The organism is Clostridium sp., assembly GCF_034179595.1.
Classification (GTDB): Bacteria; Bacillota; Clostridia; order Clostridiales; family Clostridiaceae; genus Clostridium.
The window spans coordinates 1-26,232 of the sequence record NZ_JAXFPT010000070.1 but is presented as its reverse complement, the minus strand read 5'-3'; the positions used below and the strand labels follow the sequence as shown (position 1 = coordinate 26,232).

23 protein-coding genes are annotated in these 26,232 nt (G+C 27.6%); 18 read left to right on the top strand and 5 right to left on the bottom strand.

The window, feature by feature from the left end; all coding sequences use genetic code 11:
- From SPJ33_RS08975 to SPJ33_RS08960, 4 genes are all read left to right on the top strand, one after another.
- The coding region (locus SPJ33_RS08975) for a TrkA C-terminal domain-containing protein (protein ID WP_321117630.1) at positions 1 to 465 on the top strand (465 nt) is incomplete at its 5' end.
- Positions 466 to 906: 441 nt separating this feature from the next.
- On the top strand, positions 907 to 2,280 hold the full coding sequence (locus SPJ33_RS08970) for a peptide MFS transporter (protein WP_321117629.1): 1,374 nt from the start codon (positions 907 to 909) through the stop codon (positions 2,278 to 2,280).
- Between the two features lie 120 nt (positions 2,281 to 2,400).
- Complete coding sequence (locus SPJ33_RS08965; protein ID WP_321117628.1) at positions 2,401 to 2,928, top strand: ECF transporter S component; 528 nt, start codon at positions 2,401 to 2,403, stop codon at positions 2,926 to 2,928.
- Positions 2,929 to 2,952: 24 nt separating this feature from the next.
- The gene (locus tag SPJ33_RS08960; protein ID WP_321117627.1) at positions 2,953 to 3,780 is read left to right on the top strand and encodes a pyridoxamine kinase; all 828 of its coding nucleotides are present in this window, start codon (positions 2,953 to 2,955) and stop codon (positions 3,778 to 3,780) included.
- 38 nt (positions 3,781 to 3,818) lie between these two features.
- Here the strand turns inward: SPJ33_RS08960 and SPJ33_RS08955 are convergent, their stop codons facing one another.
- Genes SPJ33_RS08955 through SPJ33_RS08945 form a run of 3 tightly spaced genes read right to left on the bottom strand, consistent with a single transcriptional unit; the run spans position 3,819 to position 5,859 of the window.
- The gene (locus tag SPJ33_RS08955) at positions 3,819 to 4,319 is read right to left on the bottom strand and encodes a hypothetical protein (RefSeq protein ID WP_321117626.1); all 501 of its coding nucleotides are present in this window, start codon (positions 4,317 to 4,319) and stop codon (positions 3,819 to 3,821) included.
- A gap of 24 nt (positions 4,320 to 4,343) precedes the next feature.
- Positions 4,344 to 4,961 carry a J domain-containing protein gene (locus SPJ33_RS08950; protein ID WP_321117625.1) on the bottom strand — a complete coding sequence of 206 codons (618 nt, stop codon included), beginning with the start codon at positions 4,959 to 4,961 and terminating at the stop codon, positions 4,344 to 4,346.
- Positions 4,948 to 5,859, bottom strand: coding sequence for a DUF5685 family protein (locus tag SPJ33_RS08945; RefSeq protein WP_321117624.1), 912 nt, complete (start codon positions 5,857 to 5,859; stop codon positions 4,948 to 4,950). Before SPJ33_RS08945 ends, SPJ33_RS08950 begins: the two co-directional genes overlap by 14 nt.
- Before the next feature lie 185 nt (positions 5,860 to 6,044).
- Between SPJ33_RS08945 and SPJ33_RS08940 the strand changes: the two genes are divergently transcribed.
- From SPJ33_RS08940 to purD, 10 genes are all read left to right on the top strand, one after another.
- Complete coding sequence (locus SPJ33_RS08940) at positions 6,045 to 8,108, top strand: efflux RND transporter permease subunit (protein WP_321117623.1); 2,064 nt, start codon at positions 6,045 to 6,047, stop codon at positions 8,106 to 8,108.
- A gap of 23 nt (positions 8,109 to 8,131) precedes the next feature.
- Positions 8,132 to 10,747 carry a hypothetical protein gene (locus SPJ33_RS08935; RefSeq protein WP_321117622.1) on the top strand — a complete coding sequence of 872 codons (2,616 nt, stop codon included), beginning with the start codon at positions 8,132 to 8,134 and terminating at the stop codon, positions 10,745 to 10,747.
- A gap of 413 nt (positions 10,748 to 11,160) precedes the next feature.
- A complete protein-coding gene (locus tag SPJ33_RS08930) occupies positions 11,161 to 14,910 on the top strand; it encodes a phosphoribosylformylglycinamidine synthase (RefSeq protein ID WP_321117621.1) in 3,750 nt (1,249 codons plus the stop codon).
- Positions 14,911 to 14,922: 12 nt separating this feature from the next.
- Complete coding sequence (gene purE, locus SPJ33_RS08925; protein ID WP_321117620.1) at positions 14,923 to 15,402, top strand: 5-(carboxyamino)imidazole ribonucleotide mutase; 480 nt, start codon at positions 14,923 to 14,925, stop codon at positions 15,400 to 15,402.
- On the top strand, positions 15,402 to 16,112 hold the full coding sequence (purC, locus tag SPJ33_RS08920; RefSeq protein ID WP_321117619.1) for a phosphoribosylaminoimidazolesuccinocarboxamide synthase: 711 nt from the start codon (positions 15,402 to 15,404) through the stop codon (positions 16,110 to 16,112). Before purE ends, purC begins: the two co-directional genes overlap by 1 nt.
- A 31-nt stretch (positions 16,113 to 16,143) precedes the next feature.
- Complete coding sequence (gene purF, locus SPJ33_RS08915) at positions 16,144 to 17,583, top strand: amidophosphoribosyltransferase (protein ID WP_321117618.1); 1,440 nt, start codon at positions 16,144 to 16,146, stop codon at positions 17,581 to 17,583.
- Between the two features lie 10 nt (positions 17,584 to 17,593).
- Positions 17,594 to 18,595: a phosphoribosylformylglycinamidine cyclo-ligase gene (gene purM / locus SPJ33_RS08910; protein ID WP_321117617.1), complete on the top strand. Its 1,002-nt coding sequence runs from the start codon at positions 17,594 to 17,596 to the stop codon at positions 18,593 to 18,595.
- Positions 18,583 to 19,197, top strand: coding sequence for a phosphoribosylglycinamide formyltransferase (gene purN, locus SPJ33_RS08905; RefSeq protein WP_321117616.1), 615 nt, complete (start codon positions 18,583 to 18,585; stop codon positions 19,195 to 19,197). Before purM ends, purN begins: the two co-directional genes overlap by 13 nt.
- A gap of 13 nt (positions 19,198 to 19,210) precedes the next feature.
- A complete protein-coding gene (purH, locus tag SPJ33_RS08900) occupies positions 19,211 to 20,713 on the top strand; it encodes a bifunctional phosphoribosylaminoimidazolecarboxamide formyltransferase/IMP cyclohydrolase (RefSeq protein ID WP_321117614.1) in 1,503 nt (500 codons plus the stop codon).
- 26 nt (positions 20,714 to 20,739) lie between these two features.
- A complete protein-coding gene (gene purD, locus SPJ33_RS08895; RefSeq protein WP_321117613.1) occupies positions 20,740 to 21,990 on the top strand; it encodes a phosphoribosylamine--glycine ligase in 1,251 nt (416 codons plus the stop codon).
- A 40-nt stretch (positions 21,991 to 22,030) separates the two neighbouring features.
- Here the strand turns inward: purD and SPJ33_RS08890 are convergent, their stop codons facing one another.
- Entirely contained in the window at positions 22,031 to 22,546 is a 516-nt protein-coding gene (locus tag SPJ33_RS08890; protein WP_321117612.1) for a GNAT family N-acetyltransferase, read from the bottom strand.
- Between the two features lie 188 nt (positions 22,547 to 22,734).
- Here SPJ33_RS08890 and tlp point away from each other — a divergent pair, with 188 nt between their 5' ends.
- The 4 genes from tlp (at position 22,735) to SPJ33_RS08870 (ending at position 25,793) form a co-directional block, all read left to right on the top strand.
- Positions 22,735 to 22,962 (top strand): small acid-soluble spore protein Tlp, encoded by a 228-nt coding sequence (tlp, locus tag SPJ33_RS08885; protein ID WP_321117611.1) that lies wholly within the window; start codon positions 22,735 to 22,737, stop codon positions 22,960 to 22,962.
- 163 nt (positions 22,963 to 23,125) lie between these two features.
- A complete protein-coding gene (locus SPJ33_RS08880) occupies positions 23,126 to 23,818 on the top strand; it encodes a hypothetical protein (protein WP_321117610.1) in 693 nt (230 codons plus the stop codon).
- A 221-nt stretch (positions 23,819 to 24,039) separates the two neighbouring features.
- Positions 24,040 to 24,465, top strand: coding sequence for a hypothetical protein (locus SPJ33_RS08875; RefSeq protein ID WP_321117609.1), 426 nt, complete (start codon positions 24,040 to 24,042; stop codon positions 24,463 to 24,465).
- 164 nt (positions 24,466 to 24,629) lie between these two features.
- Positions 24,630 to 25,793: an SAM-dependent methyltransferase gene (locus SPJ33_RS08870; RefSeq protein WP_321117608.1), complete on the top strand. Its 1,164-nt coding sequence runs from the start codon at positions 24,630 to 24,632 to the stop codon at positions 25,791 to 25,793.
- A gap of 84 nt (positions 25,794 to 25,877) precedes the next feature.
- On the opposite strand, the gene SPJ33_RS08865 is transcribed toward SPJ33_RS08870, so the two are convergent.
- A partial coding sequence (locus tag SPJ33_RS08865) for a hypothetical protein (protein ID WP_321117607.1) occupies positions 25,878 to 26,232 on the bottom strand: 355 nt, incomplete at its 5' end.

The window sequence follows — 26,232 nt, the reverse complement described above, 5'->3', positions numbered from 1 at the left end:
TTTGCAATGGCAGGACACTTTGCATCAATAGTAAAGTCACCAATTACAGGAATAGTTTTAATAACAGAAATGTCAGGATCTTTTGAACATTTATTAGCACTTACTACAGTTGTAATAATTTCTTATATAACATCAGATATTTTAAAATCAGAACCTATTTATGAAAGTTTACTTGAAAGAAAACTTAAAAGTTGTGATGATTCAGAATGCCAAAATGATTGTAAGCCATATGTAAAGAAGACACTTTTAGAATTATCAGTATTTATAGGTAGTGAAATTGAAGGTAATTTAATAAAAAATATAAATTGGCCAAGTGAATGCCTTGTAGTTGCAATTAAAAGAGGCGGAAAAGAGATAATTCCAAAGGGAAGTACACAAATATTATCTGGAGATTTATTAGTTGTACTTGTTGATGAAGATAAAGCAGCACATGCATTAAGTAAGTTACAAGAATTATCTACATAAAAATAGATATACAAAAGTAATATATAGATATTTTATAAGTAAAAGGGCTAGAATTTTTTCTAGTCCTTTTAGTGTTTATTTTATGATTTTAAGAGTTATAAAATTAGAAAAATAAATAATATCTTAGTTAAACTTGCAATTGTTCCCTATAAAAAAGCAAGTGTATCATGAAAAAATACAAATATTTAAATGGTAAATTAATAAAAACTACATGAAAAAAATAGAAGCTTTTTGATAAATTAATAATTTTTAATACAAATTTGTATATAAATTCTATAAAAACATTAATTTGATTAAATAAAAGTTATAAATAACTTGAAATTAAGTCGATAAAATGTTATTATATTTTCAGAAGCAAGATTTATTTTGAAGAATTTTTAAATAAATTAAATTGCAAAAGATATTTAACATAAAGATAAACAAATGAAAAGGAGCAGTTTTATGTCAGCAGTAAATACATCTGTTAACAAAAGTAGATTAAAACATCCGCCAGGTTTGTATCTATTATTCTTAACAGAAATGTGGGAAAGATTTAGTTATTATGGATTAAGAGCGCTGTTAATGCTTTATTTAACAGTAAGCTTCGTACAAGGTGGTTTAGGATTTGATGTAAGTTCAGGGGCACTTATATACGCTGTATATACAGGATTTACATACTTTACTCCAATATTTGGTGGATGGCTTGCAGATAATTTCTTAGGTCAAAAGAAAGCTATAATAATTGGAGCAATTATACTAGCAATAGGTAACTTTATGTTATTTATAGATGGTACTAGAATTGGACTTTATATAGGTTTAATATTACTTATAATCGGAAATGGTTTCTTCAAACCTAATATATCAACAATAGTTGGTCAACTTTATGAACCAGGTGATAAACGTAAGGATTCAGCGTTTACAATATTCTATATGGGTATAAATGTAGGATCATTAATAGCACCTTTAGTATGTGGATTATTAGCAGAAGATATATTTGCGAAAGTGGGAGCAAATGGAGAAGTTCTACATTATGGATTTAAATATGGTTTCTTAGCAGCAGCTATAGGAATGATATTTGCAGGAATAATATTCTTAGTTTTCTCACCTAAGTATTTACCAAATTTAGGTGAAAAACCAGAAAAGGTAGAAAAATCAGAAAAAGAAGTTAGCAATAAACCTTTAACTAAGCAAGAAAAGAGAAGAATTGCATCAATATTTATATTAGCATTCTTTGTTATTTTCTTCTGGACAGGATTTGAACAAGCAGGAAGTTCATTAACAATGTTTACTAAAGAATTTACTAATAGAGATTTCTTTGGAATGACAATTCCAGTTTCATGGTTCCAATCAGTAAACCCAATATTCGTACTTATTCTTTCACCAATATTAGCAAAATTATGGTTTAAGTTAGCTAATAGAGAAAAAGGCGATTTACCAGTTCCAGTTAAGATGGCAATGGGTATGATTGTTTTAGGTGTTGGATTCTTATTCATGGTAGCAGCATGTGCATCAATTGGAGGAACAGAAAATCCAGTTGCAAAAGCTAGCATGTGGTGGATAGTATTAACATACTTATTTAATACTATTGGAGAATTATGCTTATCACCAATAGGATTATCAATGGTATCTAAGCTTGCACCTATTAAATATGCATCATTATTAATGGGTATGTGGCTTGCAGCATCAGGAGTAGCTAATCTTTTAGCTGGGGCTGTTGCATCAACAATGGAAGCTTTCGGACCTATGGAAATATTCGCAACAATAGCAGGTGTATGTATCGGATTAGGTGTAATACTACTAATATTTAGTAAGAAAATTACAAAATTAATGGAATAAAAAAATTAAGACTATCTTCAAGGATGTGAAGATAGTCTTTTTTAATGTATCGGTACATTTGACATTACTATTAGCTGATAATAATATAATCATAAAATATTTATTGTTTGAGGTGAAGAAATGAAAAAAATGAGTACAAGTAAACTTGTGATTATGGCTATGTTTTCAGCATTAGTTTTTTTAGGAACTTATATTCATGTTGAAATTCCAATAGGGGCAGGGGTTTCAATGATACATCTTGGAACTACAGTAATATTTATAATTTCTGTTTTAATAGGAGAAAAAGCAATAATTCCAGCAGCTATAGGGAGTGCGCTTATGGATGCTTTAACTCCTGCATTTGTTTTATGGGTAATTCCAACATTTATAATCAAGGGATTAACAGGATATGTAGCTGGAAAGATTGCGTTTTTGAATGGGAAAAATGGTACAAGCATAATCCAAAATATAATAGGATTCATATTAGGGGGATTGGTATCTTTAATAGGATATTTTATTTGTAATTGGTTAATATTTAAAGGATGGCAAGGAGCTGTAACATCACTTTTAACATCAATTACAACAACGGCAATTGGAATAGTTATAGCAATACCTTTATCAGTAGCTATAAAATCAGCGACAAAAACTTTTACTTTAAAGGTTGATTAAAAAACAAGAAATGAGGAGAGCGTTTTGAAAAAACCTATAAAAAGAGCTCTTATAATACATAGTTTATGTACTATAGGAAAAGCATCACTTACTAATATCATTCCAATAATTAGTATTAGAGGGATTGAAGCATGTCCAATACCGTCTTTTATGTTATCAAGTCATTTAGGTGGATTTGATCCAATTTCTAAATTAGATACTGAAAATTTTATAAAAAGATCAATAGAATCTATAAGAGAGAATGGTATTAATTTTGATTTAACTATTATAGGGTATCTAGGTACAATAGATAAAATAATACAAACTATAGATTATTTAGAAAACAATAAAGAAGGAATAGTTATATTAGATACTGTTTTTGCAGATAACGGAAGGCTTTATACTGGGTTTTCAGAAGAATATGTAGAATATATGAGAAAGCTTTTAAAGTTTAGTGATGTAATTACACCAAATTTTACTGAAGCGTTATATTTAATAGGGAAAAAAGATTATGATATAGAAAATTTTAATGAAAAAGATATAAAGGATATAATTTTTAGTTTAAGAGAAATGGGAGCTAAAAATATAATTATAACATCTGTACCTTGTAAAGAAGATAAGATAGGTATAGCTGTTTATGATGGAAAATATATAAATATTTTATATCATGAAAAACTTTCTAAATCATATCCAGGTACAGGAGATATATTTACAGGAGTTCTTTCAACTGAACTTTTAAAAGGTTCTAATCTTTTAGATGCAACTAATAAATCAGCAGATTTTGTTAAAGAATGTATAAAATATAGTATGCAGTACGATTATAATGCAAAAGAAGGAGTTCTTTTAGAAAAACAATTATATAAGTTATTATAAGGATATATAAAAACTCTGTGTAAATTACACAGAGTTTTTTAAATTTTATTAAATCTAGTTATGAAAGATGTTATTATAAGCGTTAATGCATAATCAAAAATTATAAATACAAATTGTAATAAGATTAATAACATCCATAATGGAAGCTTGAAATTAATAGGTCCAACAAAAGAAGTAAATAAAAAGTATCCTAAAAATAACATTAAATTAGAAAATGCTAATTTTAATATTATTTCTAAAGGTAAATTTTTAAGTTTCTCGATATAAAATTTAACTAAGCCAAAAATTCCAAAGTATAATACAAAAGGAATCATTATATTTAAAGGTATAATTAAAAACCCTATAATAGAAGATGCTACATATACTAAGACTCCAAGTTTTATATTGTCTTTGATAATAGCAATGGGTACATAACATGATGAAATCGTAAGTATAGCAAAAGTATTAATCGGTATAATTAAATTAAGGTATAAAGTAATTATAGTTAATGCAATTAATATTCCTCCTAAAGTTATATCCTTAGCTTTTAAATTATTCATAAATTTCAATCTCCAAAATTTAAATTAGCAACAACCTATTAAATCCCCGCCAAAACATTCGCAAAGGCTATCTAAACACCAAAGTTTAAAACAACAGTCGCACGCATCATTACCTCCAGAAGTAGAAGTTCTATAAGGATTGCCATAATTTGTTGCTCTTGAATTAAATTGATTTAATGTTTGTCTATATTCAAAGTTATTTGGATCCATATTTACAGCATTTTGAACATACTGAATTCCTGAATCAAACCAACCTTTTCTAAGATGACATGCACCTATTAAAAAGTTCCATTCAGCATTTCTGTTACTCATAGAATTTAATCTATTTTCAGCAGCTATTATATTGCCAGATTGAATATATCTTCTGATTTCTTGAAATGCATAAGCATCATTAGAGTTATTATTATAGTTATTACTATTATTATATCCTGTGTTATATCCATTATTATTTGAATTATTATTTCCTTTTGTTAACATATCATAAGCTTTGTTTATTTCAGCAAGCTTTTCTTGAGCTAAATCCTTAAGAGGATTATCTCCATATTGATCAGGGTGATATTGTTTTACAAGTTTTCTGTAAGCACTTTTAATTTCAGATTGAGATGCACCTTCTTTTACACCAAGCACTTCATATGGATTCATATTTTTCACTACCTTTCTTTTTGTTTCTACATTTATTTGTAACCTTTATGTATTTATCCATCATTCCAAGATTAATTATATTTTCTAAAATCTCTTTATTACGATTAAGTGGAAGACTGTCAAGAATTTCTTTGCATGTGTATGCACAGTTAAATATACTAAATTCTAATCTTTGTTTTATATTATCTAAAAATTCCTTATAAGGCAAATTATCCTTATTATATAAAAAATTAATAGGATTAAATTTATTATTTTTCATATCTTCTTCTAAATCATCTAAAGCATCCATTAAATATATCCATTTTCCAAGAGAATAACCAAAAAGGTAAAGTTGTTCTCTAAGTTCTTTAGAATCATTTTTAAGTTCATATGGAAATTCTTTTAATATAGTTCCAACAATTATACTAAATGGATCACATATTTCATCTATAAATTTAAAATCCTTAGTTTTTTCTAAGCTTGAAAGTTTATTTAAATTTTTTTCAATCACTGAATTTATCTTTACTATAGAATCTGGGAAGCTCTTATGATAAGGCTTCATAAATAATAATGAAAATTTACTTTTTAATGAATTATCATCATTTATGTCATCTAGTAATTTGTAATAAACAAGTGATACATTCATGCTAGCTGCATAATTTATAGCTGTATTATTTAATATTACAGGTTTCTTTTTATCAGGGTGAGCAATGCATCTTTTTAATTCTATATTTAAATCTTCTTTGATTAATCCATCTAAAAGTAATGCTAAAAATGTCATATCATAATTTAAGGTCATTCTTGGAATGTTTCCATATAAATTCTTTATAGCAAAACAAACTCCACAATAATAACTTTTAAATTGATTATATTCTCTTATTTTTAATTCAGGTTTTAGAGGAGTTACATAACCAAACAATAAAAAACACTCCTTTAAAAAATATTATAAGGCTATTATACAATAAGTTTAATTCTTAAAACAGTATTTAGCATATAGATTAAGATATTTATAAGATATTTTAAAAATATAGCAAAATTTTTTAGTTAAGTGCATATACTCAAATGATAGTTATTGACATTTAGTCATAGGAAGGAGGAAGTAAAGTGAAAAAATTTAGTAGATGGATTTCTAATCATACAAAAATAGTATTAGTTTTTACAATGATATTAATAGTTCCAATGATTTTTGGAATGGCAAATACAAAAATTAATTATGATATTTTAAGTTATTTACCACAAGATTTAGATTCTACTAAAGGGCAAAATATATTAGATGAAGTTTATTCAGATGCTGCAACATCGATGCTCGTAATAGAAGGAATGAAAGAGAAAGACATTGTAGAAATTAAAGAGAAGATTAAAGAAGTTAAGGGTGTAGAAAATGTTATTTGGACAGATGATGCATTAGATATATCTGTTCCAAAAGAAATATTTCCAGACGCAGTTAAGAATCAATTATTTAATGAAGACTCAACTATGGTGATTATTAAATATAAAAATTCTTGTGCAGCAGAAGATACATTAAATGCAATAGAAGAAATAAGATCTATAACTAACAAGCAATGCTTTATAAGTGGAATGTCAGCAATACTTAAAGATACAAAAGACTTAGTAGATAATGAAACTCCATTTTATATAATATTAGCAGTTATTATTTCTGTTATAGTTTTACTTGTTTCTATTGAATCTACATTTATTCCTGTAATATTTTTAATATCTATAGGAATTGGAATATTATTTAACCTTGGAACAAACATTATTTTTGGTGAAATATCATATATAACCAAAGCTTTAGCAGCAGTATTGCAGCTAGGAGTTACGATGGATTATTCTATCTTTTTAATGCATAGGTATGAGGAAGAAGTTATAAAATATGATGATAAAAAAGAAGCTATGGCAGAGGCAATTTCTACAACAATGCTGTCTATTTCGGGTTCATCATTAACAACTATTGCAGGATTTTTAGCTTTATGTGCTATGGATTTAACTATTGGAAAAGATATAGGAATTGTTATGGCAAAAGGAGTAGTTTTAGGAGTTATTTGTTCTGTAACTGTGCTTCCAGCTTTAATACTAACCTTTGATAAGCTTATTTATAAGCATAAACATAAAACTATATCACTTAAATTTGATAAATTATCAAATATAGTAACTACTAATTATAAAGTGTTTATATTAATCTTTTTAGTTTTACTTGTGCCTTCTATATTTGGCTCTCAGAAAGCTAAGGTTTACTATAACATAGATGAAACCTTACCTAGTGATATGCCGTCTGTAGTTGCAACAAATAAATTAAAAGATAAGTTTAATATGATGACAACACATTTTATTTTGATAAGTGATGATGTTAAAGCTTATAAGATAAAAGAGATATCAGATGAAATAAAAGATATACAAGGAATTAGTAATGTAATTTCTTATGATAGTTTAGTAGGGCCAAGCATACCAGAAGATTTTGTTCCAGAAAATATAAGAGAAATATTTAAAAAAGGCGGATATAATCTTATCCTTGCAAATTCAGAATACAAAGCTGCCAAAGATGAAGAGAATAAACAAATTGATGAAATAATAAGTTTAATAAAAAGATATGATGAAAATGCAGTAGTTGCAGGGGAAGGAGCTCTTACAAAAGATTTAATAACAACTACAGATAAAGATTTTAAAATGGTATCAATATACTCAATAATAGCAATATTTTTAATAATTTTAATAGTATTTAAATCAATATCAATACCTGTATTATTAGTTTCTGTAATAGAGTTTGCAATATTTATAAATATGGGGATTCCGTATTATACAGGCAATAAGATTCCTTTTGTAGCAAGTATAGTAATTGGTACTATACAACTTGGAGCTACTGTTGATTATGCGATTTTAATGACATCTAGATTTAGAGAAGAACTTAGAAAAGGACAGAAAAAACAAGAGGCAATATTAACTGCAATAAAAGGATCAGCTAGATCTATAGTTACATCTGGACTTACATTCTTTGGTGCAACTGGTGCTGTAGCTATAGTTTCAGATATGGCATTAATTAGAAGTTTATGCTTTTTAATTTCTAGAGGTGCGCTTATTAGTATGGCAGTAATACTTTTAATACTTCCATCGTTTTTAATAATTTCAGAAGAATTAATAAATAAAACATCAATTAAATGGAAGAAGATTTAGGGAGATATAAGGGGGAGAAGTTTATGTACAGGGGAATGTCTAAAAGATTAATTCTATTAGTTATGATAGGTTCAATGGGAATGACTACAATTGCTGGAGCTTTAGAAATTAAAAAAGAAGAAAGTGTTTATGTAAATTTAGATTCTAGTGGGAATGTGGAAAAGAAAACTGTAACAAATTGGATACATTCAGATAAAGGTAATATAGACGTAGAAGATGAAACAAGCCTTAAAAATATAGAAAACATAAAAGGTGATGATAAGCCAGTTAAAGATGGAGATAAATTAAAATGGAAAGTAGATAGTAGTGATCTTTATTATAAAGGTGAAACAGATAAAGAGCTTCCGTTTGATGTTAGCATAAATTATTATTTAGATGATAAAAAAATTAATGAAGATGAACTTGCAGGAAAATCAGGTAAGATAAAGATAGAATTAGAATTTACAAACAAGAAATCAAAGTCAGTAGATATTAATGGGAAAAATAAAACTATATATACTCCAATAACAACAGCTACTGTTGTTACGTTGCCAGTTGATAAATTTAAAGATGTTACAATAAATGAAGGAACTATGCTTTCAGAAGGTAATAATAACATAGTAACATTTGCAGCATTTCCAGGGTTAAAGGAAAGCTTAGACATTAATGATAAGGATTTAGATATAAATTTAAATAATAAACTTGTTATAGAGGGTTATACTAATAGCTTTGAACTTGGACCTATAATGATAACTGCAACAACAGAATTACCGGATTTAAGTAATTTAAAAAAAGCAGATACGTTAGAAGAGATAAAAAATTCATTAAATAAGTTAAATGATGCTTCAAATGAGCTTCTTAAAGGAACAAAGGCATTAAATGAAGGAATGCTAAAGGCAAAAGTTAAGTTAGACGAGAGTAAAAGTGAATTAAAAAGTAATGATAGCTTAAATGAAATGTTAGGAATAATAAATTCAGATAATCAAATAAAAAAGGCAAATAAGCTAATTGATGATGCATATTTTGCTAAAAATATAGATACAAATAATTTTAGACAAATGCTATCTTTACTTACGGATAAAAATATAAGTACAGTTAAAGAATTAATACAAGATGGTCAAAGCATACTTGAAAGTAAAGAGCTTATACAATCATCAGTTAATACATTTAAAGGTCTTTCAAGTGATGATAATTTTAATAAATTATTACAAGATACTTTAGTATTAAAGGACAATTATGAAAGTATAGACCAAAAGACTTTAGATAAGTTAAATGGAATGGTTTCGATATTAAGTGGAGAAAACTTGATAAGTGGACAAAACCTAATAAAATCAGCAAATGAAGCTAAAAATGCAGCATTACCTATAGCAAATACTATAACAGGTTCTATTAATTCATCACCAGGTTCAAATTTAAATCAAAAAACAAATAATTTTCTACTTGGGGTAGACTCTAATCTTAAAAAGACACAAAGTCTTTTAAGTGATGAAAATATAAATAATATAACTCAAATGTCTAAGGATATTGAGGTATTTGGATCAAGCTATCTAATATTAAAAGCTATGATGGTTTGTGATATGAAGCAAAATAATATGTCTTTAGAAGAGGCTAAGATTAAAACAAATCAATATATTGAAGCAGTATATGGAGCTAAGGGACAAAATTTAAAAAATGTTATAAATGGTCTTACAGAAAATGATTTTACAGAAAATCAAATTAACTTAGATACACAAAAAATGTCTGCATATGGACAAAGTATGAATGAAATGATGAGTAATATAAATGAATTAAAGGGATTAGAGCCATTAATAAGAGTAACAGATGAAGTCTTATCAAATTCAAATTCTAGAAATGCAATAGCTAATTTTTATTCAAATTATAAAAGCGAAGCTTCTAAGACTTTAATAAAACAACTTGGAGATGGAATATTAAGTTTAAATGCTGATGACTTAAAAGTTATTAATGGATTAAAGTCTAATTTAATAGAAGTGTCAAAAGATATAGAAGCAAATAAAGATAATATAGAATCAATAAATAAAATGATTGATGCATTAAAAGGAAATCCTAAATTATTAAAAGATATTGATAAATTTTCTAGTGATTTAAAAAAATCAGAAAATACAATAAATGAAATTGAAAAAAATCTTTCAGAAGTTAATGGAGATATAGATATTAAGGAGGTTAAAAACCTAACTGAAAAATTACTTTCAATGCAACAAGATTTAAAAGATAGTGAAGATATTTTAAGAATAACTAAAGGTGCACTTCAAAAAGATAATATAAGTAGAGCAAGAGAATTAATAAAAAGTCTACCAGAACTAGAAGAAGGGATAGGAGATCTTGCAGAAGGAAGTACAAAATTAAATGAAGGAATGCAAAAATTTGATAAAGAAGGTATAAAAGAATTAAATAATGAAGGGCAAGAAGCTATACAAAAGATTGATGATTTGGTTAAAACTAAAGACAAACTTGTAGAACTATCAAATGAATATGATACATTTACAGGAAAAAGTAATGAAATGGATGGTAGTGTAAAGTTTATAATGAAGACAAATGAGATAAAGGTACAAGAAAAAGAAAATAACAACGAGGAAGTTAAGGAAGAGAGCAAAGGTTTTATAAATTGGATTAAAAATTTAGTAAAGAATATATTTAATTAAATTAAATATTAAGATTAATATTTTAGAATAAATACTTTGAAATATGAAATAATAATAAAGACCTTCCAAAATAGAGGGTTACGTAGGTTTGAGATTGCTGGTGTAAATCACCAGCTTTTTTATTGATTTAAATAAAAATAAAATAGACTTACTACGAATATTTATAGAATATTTATATACTAATATTTTAATGTAATAAAAAGTATTATTTTACAAATAAATATAATTAATATAAATTATACGTACTTATTTTGTTTTATTTAATTATATATTTCGTTTATATACGAATTATATAATTAAATAAAACAAAAATGTTGACATTAAGTTTGGTTAATGATATTCTAAAATCAGCAAAACAAATATTGGAAAATAACAATAAAGTTCGTGTTTTATAGCTAGAGAGGTGGGAGAAGATGGTTAATAATAGAATAATCTTTGTTGAAAAAAAAGAAGGATTTAATATAGAAGCTAAGCTTTTATTAAATGATTTTAGAGAGAATTTAGGAATTGAAAACTTAGAAAATGTAAGAATTTTAAATAAGTATATAATAGGAGAAATTGAGGATAATTATTATAGACAAGCGTTACATACAATTTTTAGAGAACCACCAGTAGATAATGTATATGAAGAAAAAATTAATATAGAAGATGATGAAATTGCTTTTGGAGTTGAATATTTACCAGGGCAGTATGATCAAAGAGCTGATTCAGCAGAAGAATGCATAATGCTACTAACAGCAGAAAATAGAGTAGAAGTAAAGTCAGCAAAAGTTATTATCTTAAAAGGAAACTTATCTAAAGAAGTAGTAGAAAAAATAAAAAACTACTATATCAATCCTGTTGATTCAAGAGAAGTAGATATATACTCAAATGAATTGTCAAAAGAGTCTAGCCTTCCAAAGGATGTAGAAATATTAAATGGATTTATAAATAAAGAAAAAGAAGATCTAGTAAAATTCTACAAAAGTTTAGGACTTGCAATGAGTCTAGAAGATTTAGAAATGATAAGAGATTATTTTAAAGAAGAAAATCGTGATCCTAGTATAACAGAAATTAAAGTTATTGATACTTATTGGTCAGATCACTGTAGACATACTACATTCGAAACATCTATAAAAGAAATCCAAATTGAAGAAAGTAAATATACAAATCCAATAAAAAAATCATATGAAGCTTATATAAAATCAAGAGATTTTGTATATGGAAAAGATACAGATAGAAAAATAAGCCTTATGGATATAGCAGTAATCACAATGAAAGAGATGAAGCTTAAAGGAATGCTTAATGATTTAGATCTTTCAGATGAAATAAATGCATGTTCAATAAAAGTTAATTTAGAAACTAATAATGGAATAGAAGAGTATCTTTTAATGTTTAAAAATGAAACTCATAACCATCCAACTGAAATTGAACCATTTGGAGGAGCAGCAACATGTTTAGGTGGTGCTATAAGAGACCCTCTATCAGGAAGAACTTATGTATATCAAGCTATGAGAGTAACTGGAGCATCTGATCCAACTCAAAGTGTAGATAAAGCTTTAAAAGGAAAGCTTCCACAAAGAAAAATAACACTTGGAGCAGCTCATGGATATAGCTCATATGGAAATCAAATAGGTCTTGCAACTGGACAAGTTGATGAAGTATATCATCCAAATTATGTGGCAAAAAGAATGGAAATTGGAGCTGTTATTGCAGCAGCACCAAAGGAAAATGTGGTAAGAGAAGAACCAAGTGAAGGAGATTTAGTAATTTTACTTGGAGGTAGAACTGGAAGAGATGGAATTGGAGGGGCAACAGGTTCATCTAAAGAGCACACTGAAAAGTCAATAGAAAGCTGTGGAGCAGAAGTTCAAAAAGGAAATCCAGTAGTTGAAAGAAAGATACAAAGATTATTTAGAAATAAAGAAGTTTCTACAATGATAAAAAGATGTAATGATTTTGGGGCAGGTGGAGTATCTGTTGCAATCGGAGAATTATGCAGAGGTCTTATCATAGATTTAGATAAGGTATTAAAAAAATATGATGGCTTAGACGGAACTGAACTTGCAATATCAGAATCTCAAGAGAGAATGGCTGTAGTTGTAAATAAAGAGAATGCAGAAAAGTTTATAAAGCTTTCAGAAAAAGAAAACCTAGAAGCTGTAGTAGTTGCAGAGGTTACATCTAATGAAAGATTACAGATGAAATGGAGAGGCAATTTAATAGTTGATATTAAAAGAAGCTTTTTAGATACAAATGGAGCAACTCAAGTTACAAATATAAAGGTTAAATCTCCATCAGAATATCCATATGAAGTTAAAGACTGTGATGTAAAAGAAAAGTGGATAGAGATTTTAAAAGAATTAAATGTTTGTGGAAAACAAGGATTAATAGAAAGATTTGATTCAACTATAGGAAGTAATACAGTCCTTATGCCACTTGGTGGGAAATATCAAAAAACTCCTGCTGAAGGAATGGCAGCAAAGATTCCAGTATTAAATGGAGAAAGTAAAGATGCTTCACTTATGGCATATGGTTTTAATCCTTACCTTGGAACATGGAGTCCTTTCCATATGGCATTTTACTCAGTAATAGAATCAGTTACTAAGATAGCTGCTATGGGTGGAGATTATAGAAAAGTAAGATTAACACTTCAAGAATACTTCGAAAAACTTGGAAATGATGAAGAAAGATGGGGAAAACCATTTAGTGCATTACTTGGGGCATATAAAGCACAAATGGATCTTAAAATCCCTGCAATTGGAGGAAAAGATTCTATGTCAGGAAGCTTTGGAGATATAGATGTTCCACCAAGTTTAGTATCATTTGCAGTAGCAGTAGAAAAAGCAAGCAATATTATATCACCAGAATTTAAGAAAACAAATTCAACTATAGTGCTTTTAAAGTCAAGAAAATTAGAAGATGGAACAATCGAAATGGAAGGCTTTAAGAAAAACTTAGAAAAGTTATATGAACTTATTTCTGAAGGAAAAGTAATATCAGCTTATTCACTTAAATTTGGAGGAGTTTCAGAAGCAATTACAAAGATGGCTTTAGGAAATAGAATTGGGGCTTTAATAAATAATCTTTCAAAAGAAGAGTTGTTTGGATTTAATTATGGAAGCTTAGTATTAGAAGTTTTAGAAGATGTAGATATAGAAAAAGCATTTGAAGAAACAACATATAAAGTTATTGGTAAGACTTTAGAAAGCTTAAAGATTAGATCTGATGAGTATGATATAAATTTTGATATAGAAGATTTACAAAATGCTTACGAAGAAAAATTAGAACCAGTATTTAAATCAAAGACAAAAGAAAGCAATGAAAAGATAAAAATAGATTTAAAAGAAGAAAAAGGAGCTACATCAGCAAAGATTAAAGTAGCAAAACCTAGAGTTGTAATTCCAGTATTCCCAGGAACTAACTGTGAATATGATTGTGCAAGAGCATTTAGAGATGAAGGGGCAGAAGTTTCAGAAGTGCTTTTAAGAAATTTAAATAAAGAAGCTCTTTTAGAATCAATAGATAATCTTAAAAGAGAAATTGATAGATCACAAATAATAATGCTTCCAGGAGGATTCTCAGCAGGAGATGAACCAGACGGATCAGCTAAATTTATAGCTACAATATTTAGAAATGAAAAAATAAAAGAAAGCGTCATGGATCTTTTAAATAATAGAGATGGATTAATTCTTGGAATATGTAATGGCTTCCAAGCGCTTATAAAGTTAGGATTACTTCCATATGGAGAAATAAGAGATATAGAAGAGGATATGGCAACTTTAACTTACAATGATATAAATAGGCACATGTCAAGTATGGTAAATACAAAGATTGTATCTAAAAAATCACCTTGGTTTAGTGAAGTTGAACTTGGAGATATTCATAAAGTTCCAATATCACATGGTGAAGGTAAGTTTGTTGCACCAGAGAAATTATTAAATGAGCTTAAAGAAAATGGGCAAATAGCTACACAGTATGTTGATTTAAATGGAGATGCAACAATGGATATGCCATATAATCCAAATGGTTCATTACTAGCAATAGAAGGTATAACAAGTAAAGACGGAAGAATACTTGGTAAAATGGCTCATAGTGAAAGAATTGGAGAAAATCTTTATAAAAATATAATAGGAGACTTTGATCAAAAGATATTTAGATCAGGAGTAAATTATTTTAAATAAGGGGTGTTTTAGATGAAAGTAGCAATATTTTTTGGGAGTAAATCAGACACAGAAGTTATGAAAGGTGCTGCAAATGCTTTAAAGGAATTCAATGTTGAATATAAAGCATATGTATTATCTGCACATAGAGTACCAGAAAAACTTGTTGAAACTTTAAAAGAAATAGAAAATGAAGGGTGTGAAGTTATAATTGCAGGCGCAGGCCTTGCAGCACACCTTCCAGGAGTAATTGCAAGTCATACAACAATTCCAGTTATAGGTGTTCCTGTAAAAGCTGCAATTGAAGGGATAGATGCACTACTTTCAATAGTACAGATGCCAAAATCAATCCCAGTTGCAACAGTTGGAATAAATAATAGTTATAATGCAGGAATGTTAGCAGTTCAAATGCTTTCATTAAAATATCCAGAACTTAAAAAAGATTTAATAAATTTTAGAAATACAATGAAAAAAAGATTCATAGAAGAAAATACTGAAGGAGTGGAATTATAATGACTAATAAATTAGAAATGTTATATGAAGGAAAAGCAAAGCAAATATTTAAAACTGATAAGGAAAATGAAGTTATAGTTCATTATAAAGATGATGCAACAGCATTTAATGGAGAAAAGAAAGCTTCAATAGATAATAAAGGGGTTTTAAATAATGCAATAACATCTACAATATTTGAAATGTTAAATGAAGCTAACATAAAAACTCACTTTATAAAGAAGCTAAATGATAGAGATCAATTATGTAAGAAGGTAGAGATAGTACCTCTTGAAGTAATAGTTAGAAATGTAGCAGCAGGAAGTATGGCAAAAAGACTTGGACTTAAAGAAGGATTTAACTTAAAGACTACAGTATTTGAATTATCATATAAAGATGATAGTTTAGGTGATCCACTTATAAATGATTATCATGCAGTAGGAATTGGAGCTACAACTTTCGAAGAGCTTAATAAGATTTATGAAATGACAGCTAAAATAAATGATTTACTAAAAGAGTTCTTCAAAAAACAAAATATAAATCTAATAGATTTTAAGATAGAATTTGGAAGAGATGAAAACGGAGAAATTCTTTTAGCTGATGAAATATCACCAGATACTTGTAGATTCTGGGATGCTACAACTGGAGAAAAACTAGATAAAGATAGATTTAGAAGAGATATGGGAAATGTAGAAGAAGCATATCAAGAAATATTAAAAAGAATTAAAGGGTAGAAACTAATTTAAAAAAGAGAGGTAGTGTCTTATGATTAAGCCACATAATTTTGATATTATGGATCCACAAAATGATAAGTTTAAAGATGAATGTGGTGTTTTTGGAGTCTATTCAAGCAGACCAATGGATGTTGCATCTGTAACATATTACGGATTATATGCACTTCAACATAGAGGACAAGAAAGCACAGGGATTGCAGTAGCTAATGGAGAAGATATAAAAGCACATAAAGGACTTGGGATTATAACAGAAGCTTTTAATAGAGAAGATTTAGAAAAGCTAAGAAATGAAAATGCACACATTTCAATTGGACATGTTAGATATTCTACAGCAGGAGCTAAGACAATTGAGAATTCACAACCACTTTTAAGCATTACAAAACTTGGACCTATAGCAACAGCTCATAATGGAAACTTAGTAAATGGTGATGTTATAAGAGAGTTATTAGAAGACGGTGGACAAGTATTTCATACATCAGTAGATTCAGAAGTTATAACAAGTCTTATAGCAAGAGGTGCAAAAAAAGGTATTGAAAGAGCTGTGATTGATGCAATATCAGCAGTTAGAGGATCTTTTGCTATGGTAATTATGACAAAAGATAAACTAATTGGTGTAAGAGATCCAAATGGAATAAGACCATTATGTATTGGAAGATATGAAGAAGGTTATGTATTAGCATCTGAAAGTTGTGCTTTAGATGCAGTTGGAGCAGAATTTGTAAGAGATGTTGCAGCAGGTGAAATAGTTGTTATAGATGAAAATGGAATTAAGAGTTATAGATATTCAGAAAATACATTATGTCAAACTTGTTCTTTTGAATATATATACTTTGCAAGACCAGATTCTACTATAGATGGATTAGATGTTCATACTACAAGGGTTAAACAAGGAGAAGAACTTTTTAAAGAACATCCAATAGATGCAGATTTAGTAGTTGCAGTACCAGACTCTGGAATACCGGCTGCTATGGGATATGCAAAAGCATCTGGAATACCTTATGATATTGGATTTATTAAAAATAGATATATAGCAAGAACATTTATAACTCCTTCTCAAGAAATGAGAGAAAGAGCAGTTGCAGTTAAGCTTAATCCATTAAAGATTAATGTAAAGGGAAAAAGAGTTATTTTAATAGATGATTCAATAGTTAGAGGAACAACTTCAAAGCACTTAATTGAATCATTAAGAAGAGCAGGAGCTTTAGAGGTACATTTCTTAGTTGCTTCACCTATAGTTAAGTATCCATGTTATTTTGGAATAGATACGCCATATAGAAGTGAATTAATAGGTGCAAATAAGAGTGTAGAAGAAATAAGAGAAACAATAGGTTGCGACTCTTTAGGATATTTAAGCCTTGAAGGTGTATATGCAAGCTGTAATGGAAGACGTAATTTCTGTGTTGGATGTTTTAATGGAATATATCCAGTATCAGCACCAATGGAAGCATTAGATGATAATCTTGAAAGGTAGGATTTAATATATGATAACTTACAAAGATAGTGGAGTAAATATTGAAGAAGGCTATAGATCAGTTAAGCTTATAAAAGAATATGCAAAGAAAACTATGGGAGAATATGTTTTAAATGGGCTTGGTTCATTTGCTGGAATGGTAGAGCTTCCATCAGGATATGAAAAACCAGTTTTAGTTTCAGGTACAGATGGAGTTGGTACTAAGATTGATATTGCATGTAAAAAGAGAAAATATGATACAGTTGGGATTGATTGCGTTGCTATGTGTGTAAATGATATTTTATGCCATGGTGCTAAACCATTATTTTTCTTAGATTATATAGCATGTGGAAAGCTTGAAGCTGAAGTTTCATCAGATTTAGTAAAAGGCGTAGTAGATGGATGTTTAATGTCAGATTGTTCATTAATTGGTGGAGAAACAGCTGAAATGCCAGGTTTTTATAAAGATGGAGATTATGATGTAGCAGGGTTTGCAGTAGGAATAGTTAATAAAGATAAAATTATAAATGGGAAAAATATAAAGCCTGGAGATAAGCTAATTGGAATTAAATCATCAGGAATTCATTCAAATGGATATTCATTAGTTAGAAAATTATTTAAAGATTTAGATGAAGAGTTTTTAGGAAAGCCTTTATGGGAAACATTACTTGTACCTACAAAGATATATGTTAAGCCAGTTTTAAGTTTATTAGAAAAATACGAGATAAAGGGTATGTCTCATATAACTGGTGGAGGATTTATTGAAAATGTTCCAAGAATGTTTAGTAGTGAAAATTTAACAGCTGTTATAAATAAAGATAGCTATCCTCTTCCAGAAATATTTGAAAAAATGATTGAACTTGGGGTAGATAAAGATCATATGTATAATACTTTCAACATGGGTATAGGGTTTGTATTATGTGTAAATGAAAAAGATGTAGATAGTATAATTAAAGACTTATCAGAAATGGGAGAAGAAGCCTATGAAATAGGAAGCATTATTTCAGGAGGTGAGGGGATTTGTTTAAAATAGCAGTCCTTGCATCTGGAAGTGGAAGCAACTTGCAATCAATAATAGACAATATAGAAAATGGTTTTTTAGATTGCAAAATAGAAATGATTGTAGGAAGCAAAGAAGGAATATATGCACTTGAAAGAGGTAAAAAGCATAATATAGATACATTTGTAGTATCAAAAAAAGAATATGGACAAAATACATCAGATAAAATATTAGAACTTGTAAGAAAAAAACAAATAGATTTAATCGTTCTTGCTGGATATTTATCTATATTAGATGGTGAAATTTTAAAAGAATATAAAGACAAAATTATAAATATTCATCCATCTTTAATTCCAGCATTTTGTGGTGATAAGATGTATGGAATTAATGTTCATAAGGCAGCAATTAATAAGGGAGTAAAGGTATCAGGGTGTACTGTTCATTTTGTTAATGATGAAGTTGATGGTGGAGAAATAATTCTTCAAGAAACAGTTCCAGTATATTTTGAAGATACAGCAGAGGAGCTTCAAAAAAGGATATTAGAAAAAGAACATAAATTACTTCCTTTAGCTATTAAGTATATAAGCGAAGGTAAAATAGAGATTAAAAGTGGTAGAGTAAATATTTTAAAATAGGGAGGACCTTTTCATGAAAAAGAGAGCTTTAATTAGTGTATTTGATAAAGAAGGAGTTTTAGAATTTGCAAAATTCTTAAATGATAGAGATGTTGAAATTATATCAACAGGAGGAACATATAGACATTTAAAGGAAAATGGTGTACCTGTAATTGAAGTAAATGAAATAACAGATTTTCCAGAAATGTTAGATGGAAGAGTTAAAACTCTTCACCCAATTATCCATGCAGGTATACTTGCAATTAGAGATAATACTGAACATATGAATACATTAAATTCAAGGGAAATTAATACAATTGATTATGTTGTAGTTAATTTATATCCATTCTTCCAAAAGGTTCGTGAAGATTTAAGTTTTGATGAAAAGGTAGAATTTATTGATATTGGTGGTCCAACAATGCTTAGAGCAGCTGCTAAAAACTTTAATGATGTTGTAGTTATATCAGATAAAAATGATTATAAAAATGTAATGAATGAAATTGAAGAAAACGGAGATGTATCAACTAAATTTAGAAAGAAATTAGCAGGTAAGGTATTTAATCTAATGAGTGCATATGATGCAGCTATTTCAAACTTTTTATTAGATGATGAAGAATATCCAGAATATCTATCAGTTTCATATAGAAAAAAACAAGGATTAAGATATGGAGAAAACTCTCATCAAAGCGCAGCATTTTATGAGTCAACTATGGTAGATGGAGCAATGAATACTTTTGATGTATTAAATGGTAAGGAATTATCATATAACAATTTTAAAGATGTAGATATTGCATGGAAATGCGTTAATGAATTTGAAGAGCCAGTTTGCTGTGCATTAAAGCATAATACACCATGTGGAGTTGCAACAGGAAAAGATATATACGAAGCATATATGAAAGCATATGAAGTGGACAAGACTTCAATATTTGGAGGTATTGTTGCATTTAATAGAAATGTTGACAAAAAGACAGCCGAAGAAATGGTTAAAATATTCTTAGAAGTAATTATAGCACCTAGCTATGATGAAGGTGCATTAGAAATACTAAAGACTAAGAAAAACTTAAGAGTTCTTAGATGCGAAAATGCACCTAAAGATGATAGATATATGGTTACAGTAGATGGTGGAATATTAGTTCAAGAAGAAGATAAAAAATTAATTGATGAGATAAAGGTTGTAACAGAGAAAGCTCCAACAGAAAAAGAAATGCAAGATTTATTATTTGGTATGAAGGTAGTAAAATACGTTAAATCAAATGCTATAGTAGTTGCAAAAGATGGAGTAGCACTTGGAATTGGAGGAGGTCAAGTTAATAGAATATGGCCAACTGAAGATTCTTTAAAAAGAGGAGTTGGAGCTACAATACTTGCATCAGATGCATTCTTCCCATTTAGAGATGTTGTTGATAAGGCAGCAGAAGCTGGAATTAAAGCAATAATTCAACCAGGTGGATCAATTAGAGATCAAGAATCAATAGATGCTTGTAATGAACATGGAATAGCTATGGTATTTACAGGACTTAGACATTTTAAACACTAGAAAAATTAAGGAGTTTTAATATAGATATGAATATACTTTTAATTGGGTCAGGTGGAAGAGAGCATGCTTTAGCATGGAAATTAGCTAAGAGCAAAAAAATTGATAAGATATATGTAGCTCCAGGAAATGGTGGAACAGCAAAGGAAAATAAATGTATTAATATAGATATAACTGATATTGAAGAATTAATTAAATTTGCAAAAGAAAATAATATAGATTTAACTGTAGTAGGACCAGAAGAGCCACTTATAAATGGAATAGTTGATAGATTTAAAGAAGAAGGACTTAAAATATTTGGACCTGGAAAAAGTGGAGCAAGGCTTGAAGGAAGTAAGAGTTTTTCTAAAGATTTTATGAAAAAATACGGAGTAAAAACTGCTGAGTATGAAGTTTTTTATAAAGAAGATAAAGCAAAAGAATATCTTAAAACTTGCAAGTATCCAGTTGTTATAAAGGCAGATGGACTTGCAGCTGGTAAAGGTGTTGTAATATGTGAATCTTTAGAGGAAGCATTAGAAACTATAGATTTATTCATGGTGTCAGATATATTTAAAGGTGCAGGAAAGAAAGTTGTAATAGAAGAGTTTTTAGAAGGTGTTGAAGCATCTATTTTATCTATTACAGATGGACATACTATAATACCATTCCTTTCAGCAAAAGATCATAAGCAGATATTTGATGGTAATAAAGGACCAAATACAGGTGGAATGGGAGCTTTATGCCCAAATCCTTATGTTACAGAAGAAATTTTAGAAGATTTTAGAGTAAACATAATGGAAAAAACTTTAGTTGGAATTAGAGAAGAAAATTTCGATTTTAAGGGAATTATATTCTTTGGAATTATGATTACAGAATCTGGTGCTAAATTGCTTGAATATAACGTTAGAATGGGAGATCCAGAAACTCAATCTGTATTATCACTTATGGAAACAGATCTTTTAGATCTTATAGAAGCTTCTTTAGATGAAAGATTAAATGAGATAGAAGTTAAATGGAAAGATGGATTTTGTTTAAATGTTGTAATGTCTTCAAATGGATATCCAAAGTCTATTAAAACAGGATATAAAATAAATATCTTAGATAATGTTAAAGAAGATGTATTTATAGCAGGTGCAAAGCTAAATGATAATGATCTTGTAACTAGTGGTGGAAGAGTTTTATCAGTTATAGGAAGAGGAAAAACTATAGAAGAAGCTAGAGAAAATGTTTATAAAAATATTGAAAAAGTAAGCTTTGAAGGTGCATATTTTAGAAAAGATATTGGAATAGCTAAATAAGATGAAAAATAGAGGGATATTAAATCTCCCTCTATTTTTTTTATTTCATTATCTTTTCAAATCTAAAGAATTCTTCTTTAAAGCCACCTTCTGAATAAGCAAAGTGTGGATTATTATGATATTCATTGAAAAATTCAACTATTTTAAATCCACATTTATTAACATAAAAATTAATATTTCTCTTTTCAAAATAAGGTGTTACTAATTCCCAAACCTTAGTTTTTGGATATTTTTCTTCTATGGCTTTCCATATATTATATCCATAGCCTTTGCTATGAAACTCTGGATAAACAAAGAATATATCTAGTGAATTATGTTGAGTTGTATTATTTATATCTACTATAATTCCTCCAATCTTTTTTTCATCTACATAAACATAATAAGCTTCTGCATTTTCTTTATATAGTGATTCATTAACCTCTTCATCAGAGATAACTTCGCCTTCTTCACTATATTCTTCAAATTCATCTATAACAGCAATAGATAATGTACGCTTAACATCTTCTCTGAATGAAGGATATTCATTTTCATAAACTCTTTTAAAATCAACTTTCATATTTCTGTCTCCTATAATAATTTTAGTATTAATATAATACAGTTATTGATTAAAATAAAGTACCATAATATATAAATTTTAATAAAAATATCAATGTATATAAAACTTATATAAACAAAAAATATGAATGAGGCTTTAGTTGGCTAAAACTTAAATTTTTAATTATATTATCAAAGGAGGAAAATACAATGAAACACAATCCAGATGATAGAAGAGATAATGTACAAAGAATACAGGCAAATATAAGTGATACTATAAAAAATATTCATCTTGCAGATGAAATGATTGAAAAAACAGATGATGATAATACAAGAAGAGAATTAAGTGCAAAAAATGATAGAAGGCAACATGCACTTGATGCAATGAGAAAAGAAATTAAAGAAGAGGCAAATTACCAAAAAAATAATTGTAAATAATTATATAAGTAAAAATTAAATAGGTTTAAAGAGCCTACTTGCTATAAAGATTATAACAGGTAGGCTTTTATATTGTTAAAAATATATTTAAAAAAATAGCTTAGAAATTATTGTATACTAATATTAGGTATTAAAAATTTAATCTAAATGGGAGGAATATGTTATGAAAAAGGCAATGTTAATAGCCGCTATAGGACTTATTGGGTCATCATTATTAGTTGGGTGTGGAGGAGATAAAAAAGATACAGCTAATACGCAAAATAATACTCAAACTACTCAATCAAATGATAATAGCACACAAAACACACAATCAAGTAATGATAATAGTTCACAAGATAGCAATAAATCTACACAATCAAATAATAATTCAGCATATGATAAAGTTTATAAAGCTGGGTTCTATCAAGTTGGAAAGGACTTACCTGCAGGTGAATATTTAGTTGTTGGAGATAAAATAACTAAGGAAGCTGAGACTTCTGTAGAAGTAACAAAAGATAGCAAAAAAGAACAAGAGATATTTGATGAAAGTGTAATGGGAAATGTCTATGTAACAGTAGAGAATGGACAATATATTGATGTAGAAAATGGAGATATATATCCAGTAGAACTAGCACCATCTAATACTCCAAAAGATAAGGTTTATAAAGATGGAATGTATAAAGTAGGAAAAGATATAAAAGCAGGAACATATGATGTAAAAGCATTAAAAGATGATGCAGATATAAAAATTTATAAAGACAGTAGCCATAGTAAGAGCAGTTTAATATCAGAAAAAGAATTTAAAAATACTGAAAAAGTAACATTAAAAGATGGTCAATATATTGAATTAGATGATGCTCAAATAACTGTAAAATAATAAATTATAGCAAGAGTTATTAATAAAATCTTATTAATAACTTTTGTTTATTTTTCTTATTATAGAAAATTTTTGTGTATATTAGCTATAATCATTTAACAAAACACTTTAATAAGATGAAATTTTGTTGTAAAATTAAATAAAATAGACTATAAATTTTAATAATTTAGTTTATTTTTTACATGATATCAATATAATGATAATGAAAAGAGGGAATGAAGATGAACAACGAAATAAATGTTGACTTATTTGCAAAAGATCTTACTTTATTAATGGAAGAACTTAATGTTATAAAGAAGATAAGTAAGTTTGGAGAGGATTATGATAACGTAAGAAAGTCAATTAGCAATCCAAAGGATAAAGAAATATTTAGATTATCTGAATATATTACTATATCAGAATTAGTAAGTAAAAAACTTGAAATGCCTGCAGTTAAGGTTTTTGAATGTATGAATAAATTATTCCGTACTTTTACTAAAAACCAAGAAAGAATATTTAAAACATTAACAGATGATAGTGAAACAAATAGATTATTAATAGAAGATTTAGTTGGAGATAAAACTATAGAAAAAATCTATGAAGATATACAAGATGAACCAAGCTTTATAGAATTATGTGATGCTTTAAGAAATGTTTATCAAGGTTAGTACATATAAAAAATAATAAAATATTTTTATTAAGTCCTTATTACAATAGATATGTGTATAAGGGCTTTTTTTATAAAATGGATAAAGATTAATTTGCTATAAATAATAATAGTGTTGTATATTATTGTGTAGAATATTAAATAAAAATTATAAGGTGTGTATATATGGAAGATTTAAAGAAAGCAATTAGTGAAATTATAAAAGAAGATATAATAAAAATAGTTGTTAGTAATAAAATGAATAAAGATGTTAAGTATAATAAAATAGCATTTATATTAAAAGAAAACAAGAAAAAACAATATTATCAAATAGAAAAATATACTGATAAACAAGTATTTCATGAAAACATTGATAAAGATATTTTAGGAGAAAAGTTATTAGAATTTATAGAAGGAAATTATAAGCAAATTGCTGCATGGGCTAATAACTATACATTTGACTTAAAGATTTCTAAAAAAGGAAAAGTATTTTTAAGTAAAAAGAAAATGAATAATGAGAATTTAACTAAAAAAGGCCACAACAAAGAAAAAAATTACATACTTAAAGAGGGCATGATCATAGAGCCTCTTATAGATTTAGGAGTTTTCACTAAAGATGGTAAGGTTGTTAATTCAAAATATGATAAATATAAGCAAATAAATAGATTTGTAGAAATAATTGATGATGAAATAAAGAAGAATGATTATAAAGAACTTACAATATTAGACTTTGGATGTGGTAAGTCTTACTTAACATTTGTTTTATATTATTATTTTGTAAAGATAAAAAATATAAATGTAAAGATGATAGGTTTAGATCTTAAAGAAGACGTAATTAAAAAATGTAATGAAATAGCTAAAAGATATAATTATGAAAATTTACACTTTGAACTTGGAGATATAAATGGGTTTAAATACAATAATAAAGTTGATATGGTAATCACATTACATGCTTGTGATACAGCTACTGACTACGCTTTATATAATGCTATAAAGTGGAATACAAAAATGATATTCTCAGTTCCTTGCTGTCAACATGAATTTAATCATCAAATGAAAGCAGAATCTTTATCTATACTTACTAAGTATGGAATAGTTAAAGAGAGAGTTGCAGCTTTAATGACAGATTCAGTTAGAGCAAATCTTTTAGAATGTGTAGGATATAAAACACAACTTTTAGAATTTATAGATATAGCTCATTCTCCTAAAAACATATTAATAAGAGCATCAAAATCTAATATATCTAAAGAAAAGAAAGAAAAGGCTTTAAATGAAGTTAAAGATTTAATGAATCAATTTAACTTTAATCCAACATTGTATAATTTATTAAAAGAAGATAAACTTATATAAATATAATTAAACTATAAATAAAGGTTACCATATATTATATGGTAGCCTTTTAATTTTAAATATAAAGTATTTTCATAGTAATGATTATTTAAGAGTTATTTTAGAAATATATATTGAATTTTTGTTATGACAATTAAATTTTATTCTAAGTTTAGATATCTTATTATTAATTATTTCTGGTATAACAGGTAGCTTAAAAAATACACAATCATCTAATTTTTTATAATTTATATTTATTGCATTATTATTTAAGTAAGCTTTAATAGTTGATAAATCTGTTGTAGCGTTTTTAGGAATGTTAAAAGTATAGATTACATCAACTGCGGGTGCAGTGCCTAAGTTTTCTATATCTATAATATCTTGAAGAGGTTTTTCTGTTATTTTAAGTGATGCCTGCTTTATTAAGAATAATGAATTATCACTAGAATCTGATATATAA